The organism is Amycolatopsis sp. MJM2582 (assembly GCF_000754115.1).
GTDB lineage: Bacteria > Actinomycetota > Actinomycetes > Mycobacteriales > Pseudonocardiaceae > Amycolatopsis > Amycolatopsis japonica.
On sequence record NZ_JPLW01000001.1, the window covers coordinates 16,358 to 33,356 of the forward strand.

The 16,999-nt window shown below is 69.2% G+C and carries 8 protein-coding genes; 1 reads left to right on the forward strand and 7 read right to left on the reverse strand.

Annotation, left to right across the window (positions count from 1 at the left end; all coding sequences use genetic code 11):
- Positions 1-19: 19 nt before the first annotated feature.
- The 6 genes from ED92_RS00065 to ED92_RS00090 are packed head-to-tail and all read right to left on the reverse strand — an operon-like array spanning position 20 to position 11,879.
- Positions 20-709, reverse strand: coding sequence for a thioesterase II family protein (locus ED92_RS00065; protein ID WP_037331929.1), 690 nt, complete (start codon positions 707-709; stop codon positions 20-22).
- On the reverse strand, positions 706-1,962 hold the full coding sequence (locus ED92_RS00070; protein ID WP_052120186.1) for a cytochrome P450: 1,257 nt from the start codon (positions 1,960-1,962) through the stop codon (positions 706-708). Before ED92_RS00070 ends, ED92_RS00065 begins: the two co-directional genes overlap by 4 nt.
- Positions 1,959-3,269 (reverse strand): MFS transporter, encoded by a 1,311-nt coding sequence (locus ED92_RS00075; protein WP_037331931.1) that lies wholly within the window; start codon positions 3,267-3,269, stop codon positions 1,959-1,961. Before ED92_RS00075 ends, ED92_RS00070 begins: the two co-directional genes overlap by 4 nt.
- Entirely contained in the window at positions 3,259-6,843 is a 3,585-nt protein-coding gene (locus ED92_RS00080) for a type I polyketide synthase (RefSeq protein WP_037331932.1), read from the reverse strand. Before ED92_RS00080 ends, ED92_RS00075 begins: the two co-directional genes overlap by 11 nt.
- A complete protein-coding gene (locus tag ED92_RS00085) occupies positions 6,840-10,190 on the reverse strand; it encodes a non-ribosomal peptide synthetase (RefSeq protein WP_037331934.1) in 3,351 nt (1,116 codons plus the stop codon). The genes ED92_RS00080 and ED92_RS00085 overlap by 4 nt, the downstream gene beginning before the upstream one ends.
- Positions 10,191-10,232: 42 nt before the next feature.
- Complete coding sequence (locus ED92_RS00090) at positions 10,233-11,879, reverse strand: condensation domain-containing protein (protein WP_037331936.1); 1,647 nt, start codon at positions 11,877-11,879, stop codon at positions 10,233-10,235.
- Between the two features lie 453 nt (positions 11,880-12,332).
- On the opposite strand from ED92_RS00090, the gene ED92_RS00095 reads away from it, so the two are divergent.
- Positions 12,333-13,568 carry a cytochrome P450 gene (locus tag ED92_RS00095; RefSeq protein WP_037335719.1) on the forward strand — a complete coding sequence of 412 codons (1,236 nt, stop codon included), beginning with the start codon at positions 12,333-12,335 and terminating at the stop codon, positions 13,566-13,568.
- Positions 13,569-13,628: 60 nt separating this feature from the next.
- Here ED92_RS00095 and lysX read toward each other — a convergent pair whose 3' ends face one another.
- Positions 13,629-16,946, reverse strand: coding sequence for a bifunctional lysylphosphatidylglycerol synthetase/lysine--tRNA ligase LysX (lysX, locus tag ED92_RS00100; protein WP_037331937.1), 3,318 nt, complete (start codon positions 16,944-16,946; stop codon positions 13,629-13,631).
- Positions 16,947-16,999 lie beyond the last annotated feature (53 nt).

A 16,999-nucleotide genomic window follows, 5' to 3' on the forward strand; every position in this document is an offset into this window, starting at 1 on the left:
TTGGCGAGCGATCAGGTACTCACACAACGCTATCGGAACGAATCGCGCTCTGGATCAGATTCATCACGGCTTCCCCGGAATCGACCACGTACATGTGCGCGCCGGGGAGTTCGACCGCCTCGAAGCCGGCGGTGGTGAACTCGGCCCACTCGCGGATGCCGTCGGCGGAGACCAGTTCGTCGCCGGTGCCGCGCAAGGCCGTGATCGGCACCGTGAGCGGCTCGGTGGTGCTGGGGACGTAGTTTTCGTGCATCGTCACGTCCGCGCGCAACGCCGGAAGGAGCAGTTCCCGCAGATCCGGGTGATACAGCGCCTGATCGACGTGTCCGGACAGGACCTGGACCTGCGCCAGGAAAGCGTCGTCGTCTTCGTGGACGGACGCGCGGATCTCGAGCGGTCGTTCCGTACGCGGACCGGGCGACCCGCTGACGAACAGATGCCGCACGGACGGCAGCCGGTGCGCGAGTTCGTAGGCCAGCACGGCGCCGACGCTGTGCCCGAACAACACGACGTCCGACGCCTCACCCAGGTCGCCGACGAAAGCGTCGACGGCGTCGTGCACCGACCGGTACGGCTCTTCGTCGATCAGCCGTTCCCTGCCGGGCAACCGCATCGGCACGATTTCGAGACCGTCGGCGGCGAAGGCCGACCACGGGTGGAAGAAGGCAGCCCCGCTCCCGCCGAAAGGCAGGCACACCAAGGAAGTCATCGCGGCAGTTTCCGGTCGTAGCGGATCGGCAGTCGTTCGAGGCCCCGGCTGGCCGAGTTGTCGAAGCGCCACGGCAGGTCCTCCGGCGCCACGGCCAGGCTCAACCCGGGCAGCCGCCGCAGCAGCGTGGTGAACGCGACGGCGCCTTCGATCCGGGACAGCGGAGCGCCGGGGCAGAAGTGCACGTTGCCCCCGAACGAAAGATGCCGGTTCGGTTTGCGGGTGATGTCCAGTTTTTCGGGGTCTTCGAACACTTCGGGGTCGTGGTTGGCCGAGTTGATCAGCAGGTGGACGACGCTCTCCTTGCCGATCCGCTGGCCGCACAGCTCCAGATCCTCGGCCGCGAACCGTTGCGGCGCACGGTAAACCGGTCCCTCGAAGCGCAGGAACTCCTCGATCGCCGTCGCCACGAGTTCCGGTTCGCTCTTGAGGAGCTCGAACTGGTCCGGATGCCGCAGCAACGCCTGCATACCGTTCCCGACGAGGTTCGCGGTCGTCTTGTGGCCCGCGATGATCAGCAGGATCAACGTGGAGACGATCTCCTCGTCGCTGTACGCCTCGTCGGCGTCGGCCGTCTCGAGAATGACGCTGACCAAGTCCTCGCGCCGATCCGCGCGCCGCTCGGCCATCAGGTTCAGCAGATATTTCTCGACGTCGTCGCTGACCTGCTTGAGCCGCCGGTTGCCCTCTTCGTCCAGGTACGGCGCGTTGCTGAGCACCATGCCCCAGTCGTGCAGCAGCGGCCAGTCCTCGATCCGGACACCGAGGAACTCGCAGATCACCCGCATCGGCAGCTGCAACGCGAAGTCGTTGTAGAGATCGGCGACGCCTTCGCCGGGCAGCGCGTCGATCAGGTCGTCGGTGATCTCCTGGATCCGCGGCCGCAGTTCGTTCATACGTCGCGGGACGAAGGCGTTTCCGACCAGTTTGCGCAGGCGGGTGTGCTTCGGCGGGTCCGCGGTGAGCATGTTCTTGATCAGGATCGGGCTGCTCTGTTCGAGTGCCTCGCGGAACCAGCCGGGCGCGTTGTCGACGCTCTTCGACAGTCGGCGGTCGGCGAAACCCTTGCTCACCGTTTCGTAGTCGGCGATGACGTAGGCCTCGGAATTCGGCGGGTACTCGATCGGCCGCACCGGGCAGGTGGCCCGCACTTCGGCGTAGCCCGCGTACGGATCCGGGCCGGGGTGGGTGCAGAACTCGGCGGGAAGCGGCTCCGGGGACGCGGTGGTCTGCTCAGGGATTTCCAGGCTCATTTTCCATCCTCCGAAGTCGTTTGCTTGGCGAGCTCTTCAGGGGCGGGCAAGGTGCGGATGCGTTTGCTGAGGGTCGGCAGCGCGAAGAGGGTCCCGGCGACGGCCATGAAGACGAAGACCCACGTCGGGCCGGCGAGGTCGAAGATCGCGCCGACGGCGAAGATGCCGATCGGCTGGGCGATCATGCCGACGAACATCACCGCGCCGATGACCCGGCCCTGCAGGTTGTCCGGCACCAGTGCGGCGATGTAGCCGTAGATCAGCGCCCCGACGACACCGGCGCGCAGGAAGATGCAGGCGACGATGATGCCGAGCGGCAGCGTGCCGGGCACGAAGGTCAGCAGCACCGCCGCGACCGGGCCGATCCAGATGGCGTAGGCCATGATCACCGGCGGCCGCACGTACTTCAGCACGATGCCCGCGAGCAGCGCGCCGGTCAGGCCGCCGCCGCCCGCGATGGCGAGTGTCGTGCCGATCAGGGCTTCCGACGCGCCGCGGTCCTGCGCGGTGGCGATCAGGGCGAGGAACATCCCGGAGTGGTTGAAGGCCATGTTCGAGCCCATCGCCCACAGCACCAGGGTCAGGATGATCGGCTGCTTCACGATGAACTTGAAGCCGTCGAGCATGCTCCCCTTGGGCGCGGCCTTGGTTTCGACGGTCCGCGGTGCCTGGGTCGGCTTCTTGACCAGCAGCAGGATCACCGCGGACACCAGGAACGAAAGCGCGGCGGCGAAGAACGGCAGCGCCCTGGCGAGGGCGAACAGCGCGCCGCCGGCGGGCGGGCCGGCGACGGTGGCGCCGAAGAACCGGATCTGGTTCTGCGCGGTCGCCTGGGTCAGCTGGGAGGCGGGCACGAGCTGTTTGATCGCCGCCATCCCGGCCGGGTTGGACACGCCGAGACAGGTCGCGGACAGGATCACGATGGCGAAGGTGAACCAGACGTTGACGGCGTCGCTCATCACCAGCACGGCGAACAACGCCAGCAGCACCAGCCGCGCCAGATCGCAGACGATCATGATCAGCTTGCGGTTGAAGCGGTCGGTCAGGCTGCCGCCGGGCAGGGACATCACCCCGGCCACCACCAGTTGCACCGCGCCGACGGCACCGGCGTAGGTCGCCGATCCGGTGGTCGCGAGGATCAGCAGCGGATACGCGATCTCCGCCGCTTCCTTGCCGAAGGCGGCGAAGAACTGGCTGATCCACATGGCCTGGAAATCACGGTTACGGAAGAGCGGCTTCTCCTGGACCGGCGGTTCCGGCGCCGCCGTGACGGTGGGTTGACTCGTCGCTGTGGATTCAGCCGACATGATCCATCCTCTCGGCGCCCGCGAGAGCACCGTTCAGTTCGCGGGCGAGGGCGCCCACATGGGGTTGCTTGAGCAGTGACCAGTGATCGCCGGGAGTGGTGAACACCTGGACACCGCCGCCGTACAGCGGGGCGAGACGGGCGCGGAGCCGGGCGGCCCCTCGCCGGTCCGAACCCGCCCGGAACACCAAGGCCCTGGCGGGAACGAAAGGAGGCCGGTAGGGCACCAGCGCGCGTGCCTTGCCCAGCAATTGCGTGCGCAGCGCCGGATTGCGCCGCGTCTCACGGCCGATCGCGCCGAACCCGAAGGCCGCGTCGACGAGGGTTCGCCCGTGGCTCGCCAAGAAGCCGGGATCGACGGCCATCGGCAGGTCGCGGCGTCCCTGCACGAAGCCGTCGAGGCCGACCACCGTGTCCACGTCCGCGCCGCGGCGGGTCAGCTGCCGCGCGACCTCGTGCGCCAGTACGGCCCCGAAGGACCAGCCGCCCAGGAGGTACGGGCCGTCGGGCCGTGTCCGCAGCACCGCGTCGACGTAGTGGGCCGCGATCGCGTCGATGCCTTTTTCCCGGCCGGAAACGATTTCGAAGCCGTGGACCGGGCGCGCACCGGTCAGTTCGTCGGCCAGCGCGCGATAACTGAGCGCGCTGCCCGCGGAATCCGCGATGAGCAGCAAGGGCGTGCCGGGGCCGTCTTCGTGGAAGGTCACGACATCGACCGTGTGCCGCGGCCCCGGTGCGGCGGACCGCTCCGCGACCAGTCGTGACAACCGGCCGAAGGTGGCTTCCTGGTCGAACTCCGCCACCGGTACGGAAGCGCCGGTCCGCTCGCGGATCTTCGACATCAGGTTCACCGCCATCAGCGATTCGCCGCCGAGCGCGTAGAAATCGTCCGCCGCGTCGGCCGAGGGGACGCCGAGCGCCGCGCACCACAGTAGTTCCACTGTGGACTCATCTGGACCATCCACAGTGGACTTGACCGAGGGTGGCCGCCTGACGGCGAAATCCGGCTCCTCGTCGCTGAAGGGGTAAGTCGGGAGCGAGCAGACGGCCGGCCGTTCACCGGGCTCTTCCAGCAATCCGGCGACGGCGTCCGCGCCACGTTCCCAGAGCGAGCCGAGCGCGCGGAGGACACCGCGATCTCCGTCCTCGGCCCGGCCCAGCAGCGGCACGGTCACGTTGCCTGCCTTCCAGGCTTCGTGACGGCGAAGTGTCGCGAGCATGGATGTGCCGGGCCCCAGTTCGAGGAAGGTGTCGCAGCCCGATTCGAGCAGGGTGCCCGCACACTCCTCCAGCAGCACCGGTTCGCGGAGCTGCCCCGCCCAGTAATCGGGGCCGCGCAACGAGTCCGGTTCCGCCCATCCGCCGGAAGTGTTGGACACCAGCCGGATTCGCGGCGCCGCATTCGGCTTGGCGGCCACCGCCTCGGCGAGTTCGTCGGCGGCGGGATTCATCAGCGTGCTGTGGAAGGCCCGCGGGATGTCGAGTACCCGGACGTCGAGACCGGCCAGGAGGTCTCCGTCGAGCAGCCGGGTCATCACCGCTTCCGGCCCCGAGACGACGACTCGTCCCGGCCCGCGCACGGCGAGGGAGAGTTCACCGAAACCCTTGTCCGCCAAGCGATCCGCGAGTTCGTCCGCGGCGGCGCCGACGGCGGCCATCCGGCCGGGCCGGGTGGCCAGCATCGCCGAAGCCCGCAGGTGGACCAGATCCACCGCGTCCGGCAGGGTCCAGAGCCCGGCCAGCGTGGCTGGCGCGTACTCGCCGATGCTGTTGCCGAGCATCGCGACCGGCCGGATACCGAGCTCCAGGAGTTGCCTGCCCAGCGCGTAACCGAGCGCGAACAACCCGACCTGGTGAGGGACGAGTCGCGAGAACCAGGCCGGTTCGGCGTTCTCGGTGACGATCGGTGAGAGGTCGAGCCCGTGCCGCTCGCGGACGAGGTCCCGGACTTCGTCGAACGCGGCCCGGAAGCCGGGAAGCAGCCGGTGCGCGGCCACCCCCGCGGGATGGGTCAGCAGACCGTGCCCCGGGAAGACGAACGCGACCTTGTCGAGCGCGCCCGGCACGGACGCCCCCGGCGCCGCGAGCAGCGTCGCGGCTTCGGCGGTGTCCGCCGCGACGACGGTCTGCCGGTGCTGATGCACGCGGCGGGACGCCAGCGTCGCGCTGACTTCGGACAGGTGCAGGTCCGGTGTCGCGCGCAGGTGCTCGGCCAGGTTCGCGCGGAGGCGGCCGAGGGCTTCCGGCGCGGCCGCGGACAACGTCAGCACTCGGCGCCCGCCACGCACGGGCGGCGCCGTCCGGGCCGGCGCCTCTTCGAGGATGACGTGCGCGTTGGTGCCGCCGACGCCGAACGAACTGACTCCGGCGAGCCTGCCGTCCCGGCCGGTCCACGGTTCGGTGCGGGTGCTCACCACGAACGGGGTGGTTTCCAGTTCCAGCAACGGATTCGGCCGGGTGAAGTGCACCGACGGCACCAGTTCCCGGTGCCGCAGCATCAGCACGGCCTTGATCAGGCCCGCCACCCCCGCCGCGGAACCGGTGTGCCCGATATTGCTCTTGACCGCGCCGAGCCGGCACCAACCGGTGGCGCCGGTGTCCGTCTGGAAGACGTCGGTGAGTGCCTGGACCTCGATCGGATCGCCGATCCGGGTGCCGGTGCCATGCGCCTCCACGTATCCGATGTCGCGCGGCTCGACGCCGGCCAGCCGCTGCGCGTAGGCGATGAGTTCGCTCTGCCCCTCGACCGACGGAGCGGTGTAGCCCATCTTTTCCGCGCCGTCGTTGTTGATCGCCGAACCGCGGATCACCGCGAGGACGCGATCGCCGTCGCGCCGCGCGTCGGCCAGTCGCTTGAGCACGACCACGCCGACGCCCTCGCTGGGCACGGTGCCCCCGGCTCGTTCGTCGAACGTGCGGCAATGGCCGTCCGGGGAAAGGATTCCACCGGGTTCGTAGAGGTAGCCCCGTTCGCCGCCGGCGATGACCGCGACCCCACCGGCGAGCGCGACGTCGCATTCGCCGCCGCGCAGGCTCGCGGCCGCCATGTGCACCGCCGTCAACGACGTCGAACACGCCGTCTGCACGGTGACGGCCGGACCGCGGAGGCCGAGTTTGTAGGCCACCCGCGTCGCCAGGAAGTCGGGGCCGAGCCCGATGTAGCGGGCCAGTTCGCCGAGTTCGCCGTCCGGCTCGGCGGTGACCTGGTCCGCCCCGCCGTACACGCCGATCCAGCCGGGGAAGCGGGCCGGGTCGAGCGCGGCGTCGTCGAGGGCGGCCACCACACATTCCAGGAACACCCGCTGCTGCGGATCGATACTCGCCGCCTCGGCACGGCTGTAGCCGAAGTACGTCCAGTCGAAGCCGCGGGCGCCGGTCAGCAACCCCATCGCCGGGACGAATTCGGGACGCCGGGTCAGCTCGGGGTCGCCACCGGCCGCGAGGACCTCCCCGGCGTCCAGCCTGCTGATGCCTTCGGCGCCCGTGCGCAACAACGACCAGAACCGGCCGACGTCCGGCGCGCCCGGGTACCGGCAGGCCATCCCGATGACGGCGACCGGCTCCTGCCTGGTCATGAAGCGCTCGCGAGGAGCCTGCCCAGGCCTTCCGGCGTCGGGTCGCGCAGGAAGTCGCGCACCTTGAGGATCGCTCCGGTGCGTTCCTTGGCCAGCGTCACCAACCGGATGGCCGCCATCGAATTCCCGCCGACGGTGAAGAAATCCGTCCGCGCGGTGATTTCCACGGCGGGCTCGCCGATCGCCTCGGTGAACATCGCGAGCGCCGGGCCGAGGTCGTCCTGAGGTTCCGGGGCCGCGGTCGCCGGGGCCGCCACCGCGGCCAGCGCGCGGCGGTCGATCTTCCCGTTGCCGGTCACCGGGATCCGCTCGACCAGCGCCCACAGCGTCGGAACCATGTACGCCGGCAAGCGTCCGTTCAGGGCGTCGCGCAGGTCCGCCGTGCCGAACACGGCACCGGGTGCCGGGACGACGGCGGCCATCAACCGCTTCTCCGCGCTGTCGCCGTCGCTGACCGCGACGACGGCGTCCTGCACCCGCGGGTCCGCGGTGAGCGCGTCGCTGATCGCCGACAGTTCGACGCGGTAGCCGCGCAGTTTGACCTGATCGTCGCGTCTGCCGAGGTACCGGACCCGGCCCTTCGTGTCGATGCGCACCAGATCCCCGGTGCGGTAAAGGCGTTCGGGGACGTCCGGGGAGAACTCGCCGAACACGCGGGCCGTCTCCGCCTCGTCGCCGAGGTACCCGTCGGCGAGGCCGAGACCGCCGGTGTACAGCTCGCCGACCGCGCCCGGCGGCACGAGCCGATGCCGGGCGTCCAGCACGTACACCCGGGTTCCGGGCAACGGCGTGCCGATCGGCAGCGGGCCGTCGACGTCGTCCGCGTCGGTCACCGAATACGTGGTGGTGAACGTGGTGTTCTCGGTCGGCCCGTAGCCGTTGGTGACGACCAGGCCGGGATGGCGCCGCAGGACCCGGGCGACGTGCTCGTGCGGGACGACGTCGCCGCCGGTGAGCAGCTGCCGCAGCCCGGCGAACGCGTCGGGCGCGAACTCCTCCACCAGCCGGAACAGTCCGGCGGTGAGCCAGGCGACGGTGACTTCGTTGTCCAGCAGGAAGTCGCCGAGTTCAGTGGGCGTCGGCAGGCCCGCCGGGTACACCTCGAGCGTGGCACCGGTCAGGAGCGCGCCCCAAAGCTCCAAAGTGGACGCGTCGAAGGCGAGCGGGGACAACCGCAGCACCCGTTCCTCCGGGCCGAGGTGGACGTAGTCCGCCTCGTGCACCAGCCGGACGATGGCGCGGTGCGGGACGCAGACCCCCTTCGGTTCACCGGTCGAGCCGGAGGTGAAGGCGACATAGGCCGGACGCGTCGTGTCCGGATCCACCGGCGCTTCGACGACCTCCCGCATCTCCCAGGACCGATCCCACGCCGCCACCACGGGAATCCCCAGCTGGCGGAAGCGTTCCGCCGAGGCCGTGGGCACGAGGGCGGCGACCGGAGCCGCGGACCGCACGATCTTGCCGGAATGCTCGATGGGGACGGCGAGATCGACGCCGACGTACGCCGCGCCCGCCCAGACGATGCCGAGCACCGCGACGGCTTCCGCGATCGATCGGTCCAGCCCGACGAGCACGCGGTCGCCGGGGCGGACACCGGCTTCGCGCAGCAGCCGCGCCTGGTGGGAGGCCGCGGCGGCGAGTTCGCGGTAGCTCAGCTGGACTTCGTGTTCGCGGACGGCGATCGCGTCCGGGTCCCGGAGCACCGTTTCGCGGAAGAGCGCGTCGATCGACGTGGCCGGGAAATCCTCCCGGGTCCGGTTGATGCCGTCGAGCAGGGCCCGCCGTTCCGTTGAGAGGCAACGGATCTCCTCGACCGCGACGTCGCCGGCCGTCGCCAGCTGGTCCGCGGCGGCGAGGAAGTCCGCGATGAACCCTTCGGCGTCGGCCGGACCGAAGACCGCGGACGCGTATTCCAGATGGCCACCGAATGACGGCTCGGCCCGGCCGATCAGCAGGGAAAGGTCGAACTGCGCGCCGCCACCGTGGCCCTCTTCGATCCGCAGCCGCGCGCCCGAGGTCACGATCCGTTGCGGGACAAGCTGATCGTGCATGCCGAACGAGACCTGGACCAAGGGGTGGCAGCCCAGCGTGCGTTCGATGCCGAGCCGGGTGACCAGCTCTTCGAACGGCAGGTCGCCCGCGTCGATGCTCTGCCCGAGCGACTGGTGCACCGAGCGCAGGTACGTCGCCACGGCGGCGTCTTCGGCGATGTCGATCCGGACCGGGACCAGGTTCCCGGCAACGGCGACGAGTTCTTCGAGTTCGGTGCTCCCCCGGCCGGTGAGCGGAACCCCGACCAGCAGATGCCGTGTGCCGGTCCAGCGGCTCAACGTCAAGCCGAAGGCGCCGAGCAGGAAGGCGAACGGCGTGATTCCCAGCGCCTTGGCGCGTTCGGCGACCGCCGCGCCGGCGGGCACGCCGAAGTCGATCGGCAGCCGCGCGCCCGCGGCGTCCTGGATCGGAGGACGCTGCCGATCGGACGGGAGTTCCAGCACCGACGGCACGCCGTCGAGGTGCTTCGTCCAGAACTCGGCCTGCCGGTCCCATTCCCCGGAGGCGCGGGCCTCCTCTTGATGGCGCAGGAGAACCCGGGGCGAGACACCGGGCTCCCCCACGGTCTCGGGCCCGCCGCCCGCCAGGTTCGCGTAGCGGGCGAACAATTCGTTCAGCAGCAGACCGACCGACCAGCCGTCGAGCACCATGTGGTGCGCCACCAGCACGACGGCCTGACCGCCCATGCCGCCTTGGGCCAGGAGGAACCGATACGCCGGTGCCTCCGCGAGGTCGAACGGCCGCCGTCCGTGCCGGGCCGCGAGGGACCGGACCCGCTCCTCGAACTCGCCCGCTTCGCCTTCCCAGGTGTGTGCCTCGACGGCCGGGATGTACGACTCGAGCACCTCGGGCACGACATCGCCGGTGTCACCGCGGTAGACCGTGCGGAGTCCGGGATGTCTCGCCACGGTCTGCGCGACCGCCCGCTCGAACAACTCCGGCACCAGCGTCCCGGTCTCCACGAAACAGGTGAAGACCAGGTTGTAGGGGGATCCGCCGGTGACCCGCTCGATCAGCCACATCCCGCGCTGGGCATGGGAAATCGCTTCGGCGGCCGGTTCTGATCCGCCGACCGGTTTCCCGGCGGGGACCGCGCCGGCGAACACCTCGGCGACCGGAGTGTCACTGAGCAACGCGGCCACGGGGACTCGCAGGCCGAGCTTCTCCTGCGTGATCGCGACGAGCCGCAGTGCGCGCAGTGAATCCCCGCCGAGGCCGACGAAACTGGTGGTGGCGAACGCGCCGGCCTCGATGTCCTGGCCGAGGACGGCACTGGCGTACTCGTGGAACGACATGGCTTTTCTCCGGTCGGGACGAGGGGCTGGCGTAGGCGAGGGTCAGGCCTGGGTTTCGGCCGCGCGCCGTTCGCGGGCGGCGCCGAGCAGGCGCTCACGGCTGCCGCGCGCTCCCCCCGCCTGCTTCTTCTCCGCGCCGACCAGCAGATCGGCGTGGCCGCGGACGGTGCCGGCGCGGAACAGGTCGACCGTCTTCACCATCCGGCCGGACACTTCGCGCAGCTTCTCCACCAGCACTACCAGGCGCAGCGAATCGCCTCCCGCGTCGAAGAAACTGATGTCGTCGCCGAATTCCTTGTTGTCGAGCACCTCGCTCCAGACACCGCGGACGAGGTCCAGGCGCACGGCCGGATCGTCGAGGTCGAGGGCTTCGGTGGCGGGCTTGAGCACGGCTTCCTCCGGGGATCGGGCGAGATCCGCGACACCGCGTCGCAGATCGAGAAGCAGACCGTCGATCGTTTCGTCGGTGAAGAGATCGGCGGGGTAGTCGAGGGTGAGCTCCAGGCGGGATCCGTCCGACACATGCACGAAAAGCGCGAGATCCCACTTGCTGTACTGGGGTTCCAGCGGCCGGAACCGGCCGGTGACGCCGGGCGCGAGGTCGAACGGGGCGGGTACTTCGGCGAGGTTCACCAGCACTGGGGTCAACGGCAGCCTGCCGACGTCGCGCTCGTCGTCCAGTTCGGCGGCGAGCGCGTCCAACGGGACATCCGCGTCGATGAACGTCTCCATGCCGGAATTCCGCGCTTCGAGCAGGAGTTCGCGCCACGTCGTCGTTTCGTCGAGGCGGATCCGCAGGACGAGGGTGGACATGAACATCCCGACGACACCGGCGGAGACCGGGTCGTCGCGACCGGGCCAGACCACCGAGAACAGGAAGTCGCGTTGCCCGCCGCGGCGGGCGAGGGTCGCGGCGAGGATCGCGACCCCGGTCATGAACGCGGTGCAGCCCGCTTCGGCCGACGCCGCCAGGACCCGCGCGGTGACCTGTTCGTCGAAGGTGGTGCGGGCCTCGGCGCCGATCATGGACAGGTCCGGGTCCGGCCGCCGGTCATAGGGCAGGTCGACCGTGGTCGGCGCGCCCCGCAGTCGCTCGACGGCGTCCGCGATCCGGGGCGCCAGCTCGGTTTCCGGGATCGGAACCTGGACCTGCGCGGGATGGATCGGTTCGGGCAGAACGACTTCTTCACCGCTCAGCGCGCCGCGGTAGAACCGGCCGATCTCGTCGAGCAGCAGTTTCCGTGACGTGGCGTCGAAGACGATGTGGTGCACGGTCAGGACGAACAACGTGGTGTCCGGGCCGATGCGAATGAGCTCCGCTCGCGCCGGCGGTTCGTCGCCGAGGTCGAAGGGTGTGTAGCAGAGAACCTCGACGAGCCGCTTCACCTCGTCAGTGGTCCAGTCCTCTTCGACGGCGTCGAGGAAACCGGCCTCCGCGGGCTCGCCGTCGGTCCGGTACTCGACGCGACGGTGTGTGGTTTCGAGGCGGAATCGCGATCGCAGCGCGGGATGCCGTGCCAGCGCGCGGCTGACGGCCTCCGCCAGCGCGACGTGGTCGATCGGTCCGGTGAACTCGATGACCGACGGGATCAGGTACGTCGGACGCAGCCGATCGATGCGGTCGACGATCCAAATGCCCTGCTGAGTGGGCGTGGCGACATGCCAGACACTGGCCGATTCAGATGGCATACCTCTGCCGCTTCCCCCGGTCGGTGGACAGCCTGAATGGAAAGAAGAAATGCACGGCGAAAGCCGTAATCAAATCAACGCGGTGGCTGAATTCCCCAGAAATCGAACCCCCAATTGCCATCCAGACGCTACGAGGACACCGCCGCGACTGTCAACTCGTCCATTCGTGGACATCTCACCACTGAGCTACGAAAGCAGTGATTCGGACACCCTTGACACTGCTCGAACACGCGTGCTTGACTCGGCCGACATCTGGGGAAGAAGCAACGAACCTGCCCACACGGGCGTGGATGCGTTGTGCTGCAAGGAAAGTTGATACGGCGAGCAGTGCCGCCGCCGTATTCACTGGTCCATTGGACGCAGTGGCCACTGGGGTGTTCAGCGCATACGGCCACTATGCCATTCGGGTGCGGATAAATCATGGCGGTCCGCCGCGAAATGAAGGGAACGAGCATGACGCTCGAGGACACCACCAGGGGTTGTCCGGTGCATTTCAGCGGCGCCGACCTGGTCGACCCTTTCCTGTACGCCGACGGCGACGCGCATTCGATATGGCGTGAACTCCGCGCGCAGGACGGGCTGACCTGGCACCAGGTCGACGCCGAGCGCGGCTTCTGGTCGGTGGTGAAGTTCGCCGACACCGACTTCGTCATGCGCACCACGGAACTGTTCACCTCCGAACGCGGCACCATGCTCGAACTGCTGGGCATGGACGATCCGGCCGGCGGCAAGCAGCTCGTCGTCACCGACCCGCCGCGGCATACGATCATGCAGGCGCGGCTGAAGAAGGCGCTCGCGGTCCGCGCGGTGGACAAGCAGCGCGACATGGTCCGGGAACTGGTGCTGGGCCTCATCGCCCCGCTGGGCGACGGCGGTGTCTTCGATTTCGCGGAAGCCATGATGACCATGCCGATGGCGGTCACCGGGCGGATGATCGGCCTGCCCGAAGAGGACTGGCCGTGGCTGACGAAGCTCACCAGCGCCTGCGTCGCCGCCGACGATCCGGAGTTCCAGATCGCGGACGGCAAGGACGCGACGCTGGCCAGCGCGCACCGGGAACTGTTCGTCTACTTCCAGGATCTGGTCTCGTACCGGCGCGACCATCTCAGCGACGACCTGCTCAGCGTGCTGATCTCGACCGAGTTCGAGGGCAGGCACATGTCACCCAGCGAGATCGTGGCCAACTGCTACAGCCTCCTGCTCGGTGCGAACGTCACGACGCCGCACGCGCCGAACTTCGTGTTCGCGGAATTCATCGAGACCGGTGTGCTCGAGGACTGGACGCGGCATCCGGAGACCGGGCAGACCGCCGTCGAAGAGGCCTTGCGCTGGTCTTCGCCGGTCAACCACATGCTGCGGTACGCCACCCAGGACGTCGTGCTGCGCGATACGAAGATCTCCGCCGGCGACGCGGTGGTGGTCTGGCTCGGTTCGGCCAACCGCGACGAGGAGCAGTTCCCGGACGCGGACACCTTCGACATCCGGCGCAAACCGAACAAGCACCTCGCGTTCGGGATCGGGCCGCACTACTGCGTCGGGCACAGTGTGGCGCGGATGAGCATCCGGATCCTGTTCGAGGAGCTGCTGAGCCGGTTCCACGATTTCGCCCCGGCGGGGAAGCCGGAGCGGATCACGTCGAACTTCGTGTCCGGATACAAGCGGGTGCCGATCACCGCGGCCCGGCGGTAGCAAAGGTCCCTTGCTCTCTTTTCGCAGGTCAGCGGGCCGAGTGGGAGCAAAGGTCCCTTGCTACCCCTGCGGGCGCACGAACGGGAACAGCACCGTCTGCCGGATCGACGCGCCGGTCAGCATCATCAGCAGCCGGTCGACACCGATGCCGAGCCCGCCGGTCGGCGGCATGCCGTGTTCGAGCGCGAGCAGGAAGTCCTCGTCCAGCTCCATCGCCTCGACGTCCCCGCTCGCCGCGCGCAGCGACTGGGCCTCCAGCCGCCGTCGTTGCTCGAGCGGGTCGGTCAGCTCCGTGTAGGCCGTGCCGACCTCGGAGCCGAACGCGATCAGATCCCAGCGCTCGGCCAGCCGCGGGTCCACGCGATGTTGCCGGGTCAGCGGCGAGACGTCGGTCGGATAGTCGGTGTAGAAGGTCGGCAGCACGGTCGCGCCTTCGACCAGATGCTCGTGCGCCTTCAGCACGAGATCGCCGTGCCCGGCGTCCTCGTTCACCGGCACCCCGGCCGCGCGGCACAGCCGTTGGAGTTCGGCGACGGAGGTACTCGCGTCGATCTTCTCCCCGAGCGCGGCCGAGACGGCTTCGTGGACCGGGATCACCGGCCAGTCACCGGAGATGTCGTACTCGACGACCTTCCCGTCCGGCCCCGGTCGGCGAACCACCTGCGCGCCGTACGCGGCCTCCGCGGCGCATTGCACGAGTTCGCGCGTCAAGGTGCGCATAGTGTTGTAGTCGGCATACGCCTGGTATGCCTCCAACATGGTGAATTCGGGGTTGTGCGTCGCGTCGACACCCTCGTTGCGGAAGTTCCGGTTCAGTTCGAAAACGCGCTCGACGCCTGCCACGCAAAGCCGCTTCAGGTAGAGCTCGGGCGCGATCCGCAGGTACATCCGCATGTCGTAGGCGTTGATATGCGTGATGAACGGCCGCGCGTTGGCGCCGCCGTGCACGGTCTGCAGCATCGGCGTCTCGACTTCGAGGTAATCGCCCTGGTGCAGCCGCTCCCGCACCGCGCGCACGACGGTCGAGCGCATCCGCAGCATCGCCGTCGAGTCCGGGTTCACCGCGAGGTCCAGGTATCGCTGCCGCACCCGCGTCTCCGGGTCGGTGAGACCTTTTCGCTTGTCCGGCAACGGATGCAGGCTCTTCGCCGTCACGGTCCATTCGTCGACGAGCACGGAAAGCTCACCGCGCCGCGACGTCACGACCTGCCCGCTCACGCCGACATGGTCACCGAGGTCGACGCCTCGCCGCCAGCCGCCGAGGTCGAGCACTGAGGCGTCGAGCATCAGCTGGATCTCGCCGCTGAAATCCTTGACCCGCGCGAAACAGAGCCCGCCGAGGTTGCGCATCGCGAGCACCCGGCCCGCGACACGGACCCGATGACCGGTGTGGGTGTCCGGGCTCAGGTCCCCGAATTTCGAGACGACGTCGCCGAGCAGATCGTCCCGCGCGAAACCGACCGGGTACGGGTCGATCCCGGCTTCCCGCAAGCGATCCAGCTTCGCCATCCGCACGCGGACCTGGTCGGGGCGTCGCACCTCCTTGGGTGCGGGAGTGGCCGCGTTCGCTTCGATACGGTGGACTTCGGCGACGAAATCGTCGGTGACCGTCTCCAGTTTCAGCGCCCGCGCAGATCGCCCTGTCGGGACGAACCCTTCGAGCGCGCCGGCGACGATGCCGACCCGCGGCAACCGTCGAGCCGAGGAATAGCACAGGAAACGCGGCTCCCAGTCGGGCCCGTACTTGGCGTTGGACCGGTAGAGCGATTCCAGCTGGAAGAACCGCGACGCCATGCTGAGCACGCCGCGCCAGGCGCGCAGCACCGGGCCCGCGCCGATCCGCTCCCCCTCGGAGAAGACCGCGCGGAACATCGCGAAGTTCAGCGAAATCCGTTGCGCGCCAAGGTGTGAGCTCGCCGCGACGACTTCAGCGACCATGTACTCGTTGAGCCCGTTCTCGGCGTCGCGATCGCGCCGCATCAGGTCGAGCGACAGGCCGCGACGGCCCCACGGCACGAACGACAGCATTCCGCGAAGCTCGCCCTTGGCGTCGTATGCCTCCACCATCACGCTGCGTCCGTCGCTCGGATCACCGAGCCTGCCGAGCGCCATCGAGAACCCGCGTTCGGTCTCGGCGCCGCGCCACTGCTGCGCGTGCAGCAACAGCCCCGCCATTTCGTCGGCCGGGATTTCGCTGTGCCGCCGGACTTTCGTGCTGTATCCGGCCCGTTCGATCCGTTTGACCGCTTGCCGGACCGAGCGGCGTTCCGGCCCGGCGAGGCTGAAGTCACGGACGTCGAGGACGGCTTCGTCGCCGATCTCCAGCGCGCGCAGACCCGCGTCGGCGTAGACCTTCGCGCCGCGTTCGCTCGCGCCGAGCACGCCGGGCGTCCAGCCGTAGGTGCGTGCCTCGCTCAGCCAGGCGCGGACCGCGTCGGGCCACGCGTCGGGATCGCCGATGGGATCCGCGCTCGCGACGCTGGTGCCCGCGAGCACGCGGTACGCCACGGCGGCGCGGCCGTTCGGCGAGAAGACGACGCTCTTCTCGCGCCTGGTGGCGAAATAGCCGAGAGAGTCGTCTTCGCCGTGTTCGGCCAGAAGGCGGCGTACGCGCAGTTCTTCCTCGTCTGTCCTCAAGCGACGGCTGCGCACACCTCGGAAGAGCGTGTACAGCGCGGCCGTCGCGACCGCCGTGGCGCTGAGGTCGAGCACGAGGTCGAGCCAGGCAGGCCCTTCGCCGATACCGACCCGGCGCAGCTGGATGTTCTCGCCGGTCGTGTGGTTGACCACCCACGCGAACCGCGCCCAGGTGTCGGCGAGACGGCCGGGGAAGGCTTCGCTCAGGCCCCAGCCGACCAGGATGACCGCGGCCAAGCCGCCGAACAGCACCGTGAAGCCGTCACGCCAGGCTCCGGGCGCGAGCCGGGCGGGGAACGCGGGACGCAGGACCCAGAGGAACGCGATCATCCCGATCGAGATCAGGTCGGCGATGGCCAGCACCCACACCTGGTGCGGGATGTGCCGGACCTGCCACGGACCCAGTTTCAGCAGCTCGGGCGACCACAGCAGGGCGGCCTGGAAGGCCAGCGTCACCGCCAGGCCGCCGACCTGGAACAGCAGGAGCGTGTAAAGGGCCGCGCGTTTGCGGCGGCGGAGCGCGGCACCGAGGACCACGAGCAGCAGGACGATCACGAGGCTCGCGTTCGTCGGGATGCTCAAGGCCGAGAAGGCGATGTCACCCGTCCTGAGCACCGGCCCCTTCACACCGCCGGCGAGCAGGAGGATCACCGAGAACACGGCCGCGAGCTGCACGAGGGTGGCGACGATCCCGCCGGCCCTCGCCTTCCACGGCGCGACTCGGCTCACTGGGTTTGCCATTCTGGTCCTTCGCGTACACACAGGGGATCGACAGCTGTACTTACTTGACGTCA

Excerpts from the sequence above, each read along its gene's own strand:
- ED92_RS00090 (WP_037331936.1), bottom strand. The coding sequence starts at position 11,879 with ATGCCATCTGAATCGGCCAGTGTCTGGCATGTCGCCACGCCCACTCAG.
- ED92_RS00080 (WP_037331932.1), bottom strand. The coding sequence starts at position 6,843 with ATGACCAGGCAGGAGCCGGTCGCCGTCATCGGGATGGCCTGCCGGTAC.
- ED92_RS00095 (WP_037335719.1), top strand. The coding sequence starts at position 12,333 with ATGACGCTCGAGGACACCACCAGGGGTTGTCCGGTGCATTTCAGCGGC.
- ED92_RS00070 (WP_052120186.1), bottom strand. The coding sequence starts at position 1,962 with ATGAGCCTGGAAATCCCTGAGCAGACCACCGCGTCCCCGGAGCCGCTT.
- ED92_RS00075 (WP_037331931.1), bottom strand. The coding sequence starts at position 3,269 with ATGTCGGCTGAATCCACAGCGACGAGTCAACCCACCGTCACGGCGGCG.
- ED92_RS00065 (WP_037331929.1), bottom strand. The coding sequence starts at position 709 with ATGACTTCCTTGGTGTGCCTGCCTTTCGGCGGGAGCGGGGCTGCCTTC.
- ED92_RS00085 (WP_037331934.1), bottom strand. The coding sequence starts at position 10,190 with ATGTCGTTCCACGAGTACGCCAGTGCCGTCCTCGGCCAGGACATCGAG.
- lysX (WP_037331937.1), bottom strand. The coding sequence starts at position 16,946 with ATGGCAAACCCAGTGAGCCGAGTCGCGCCGTGGAAGGCGAGGGCCGGC.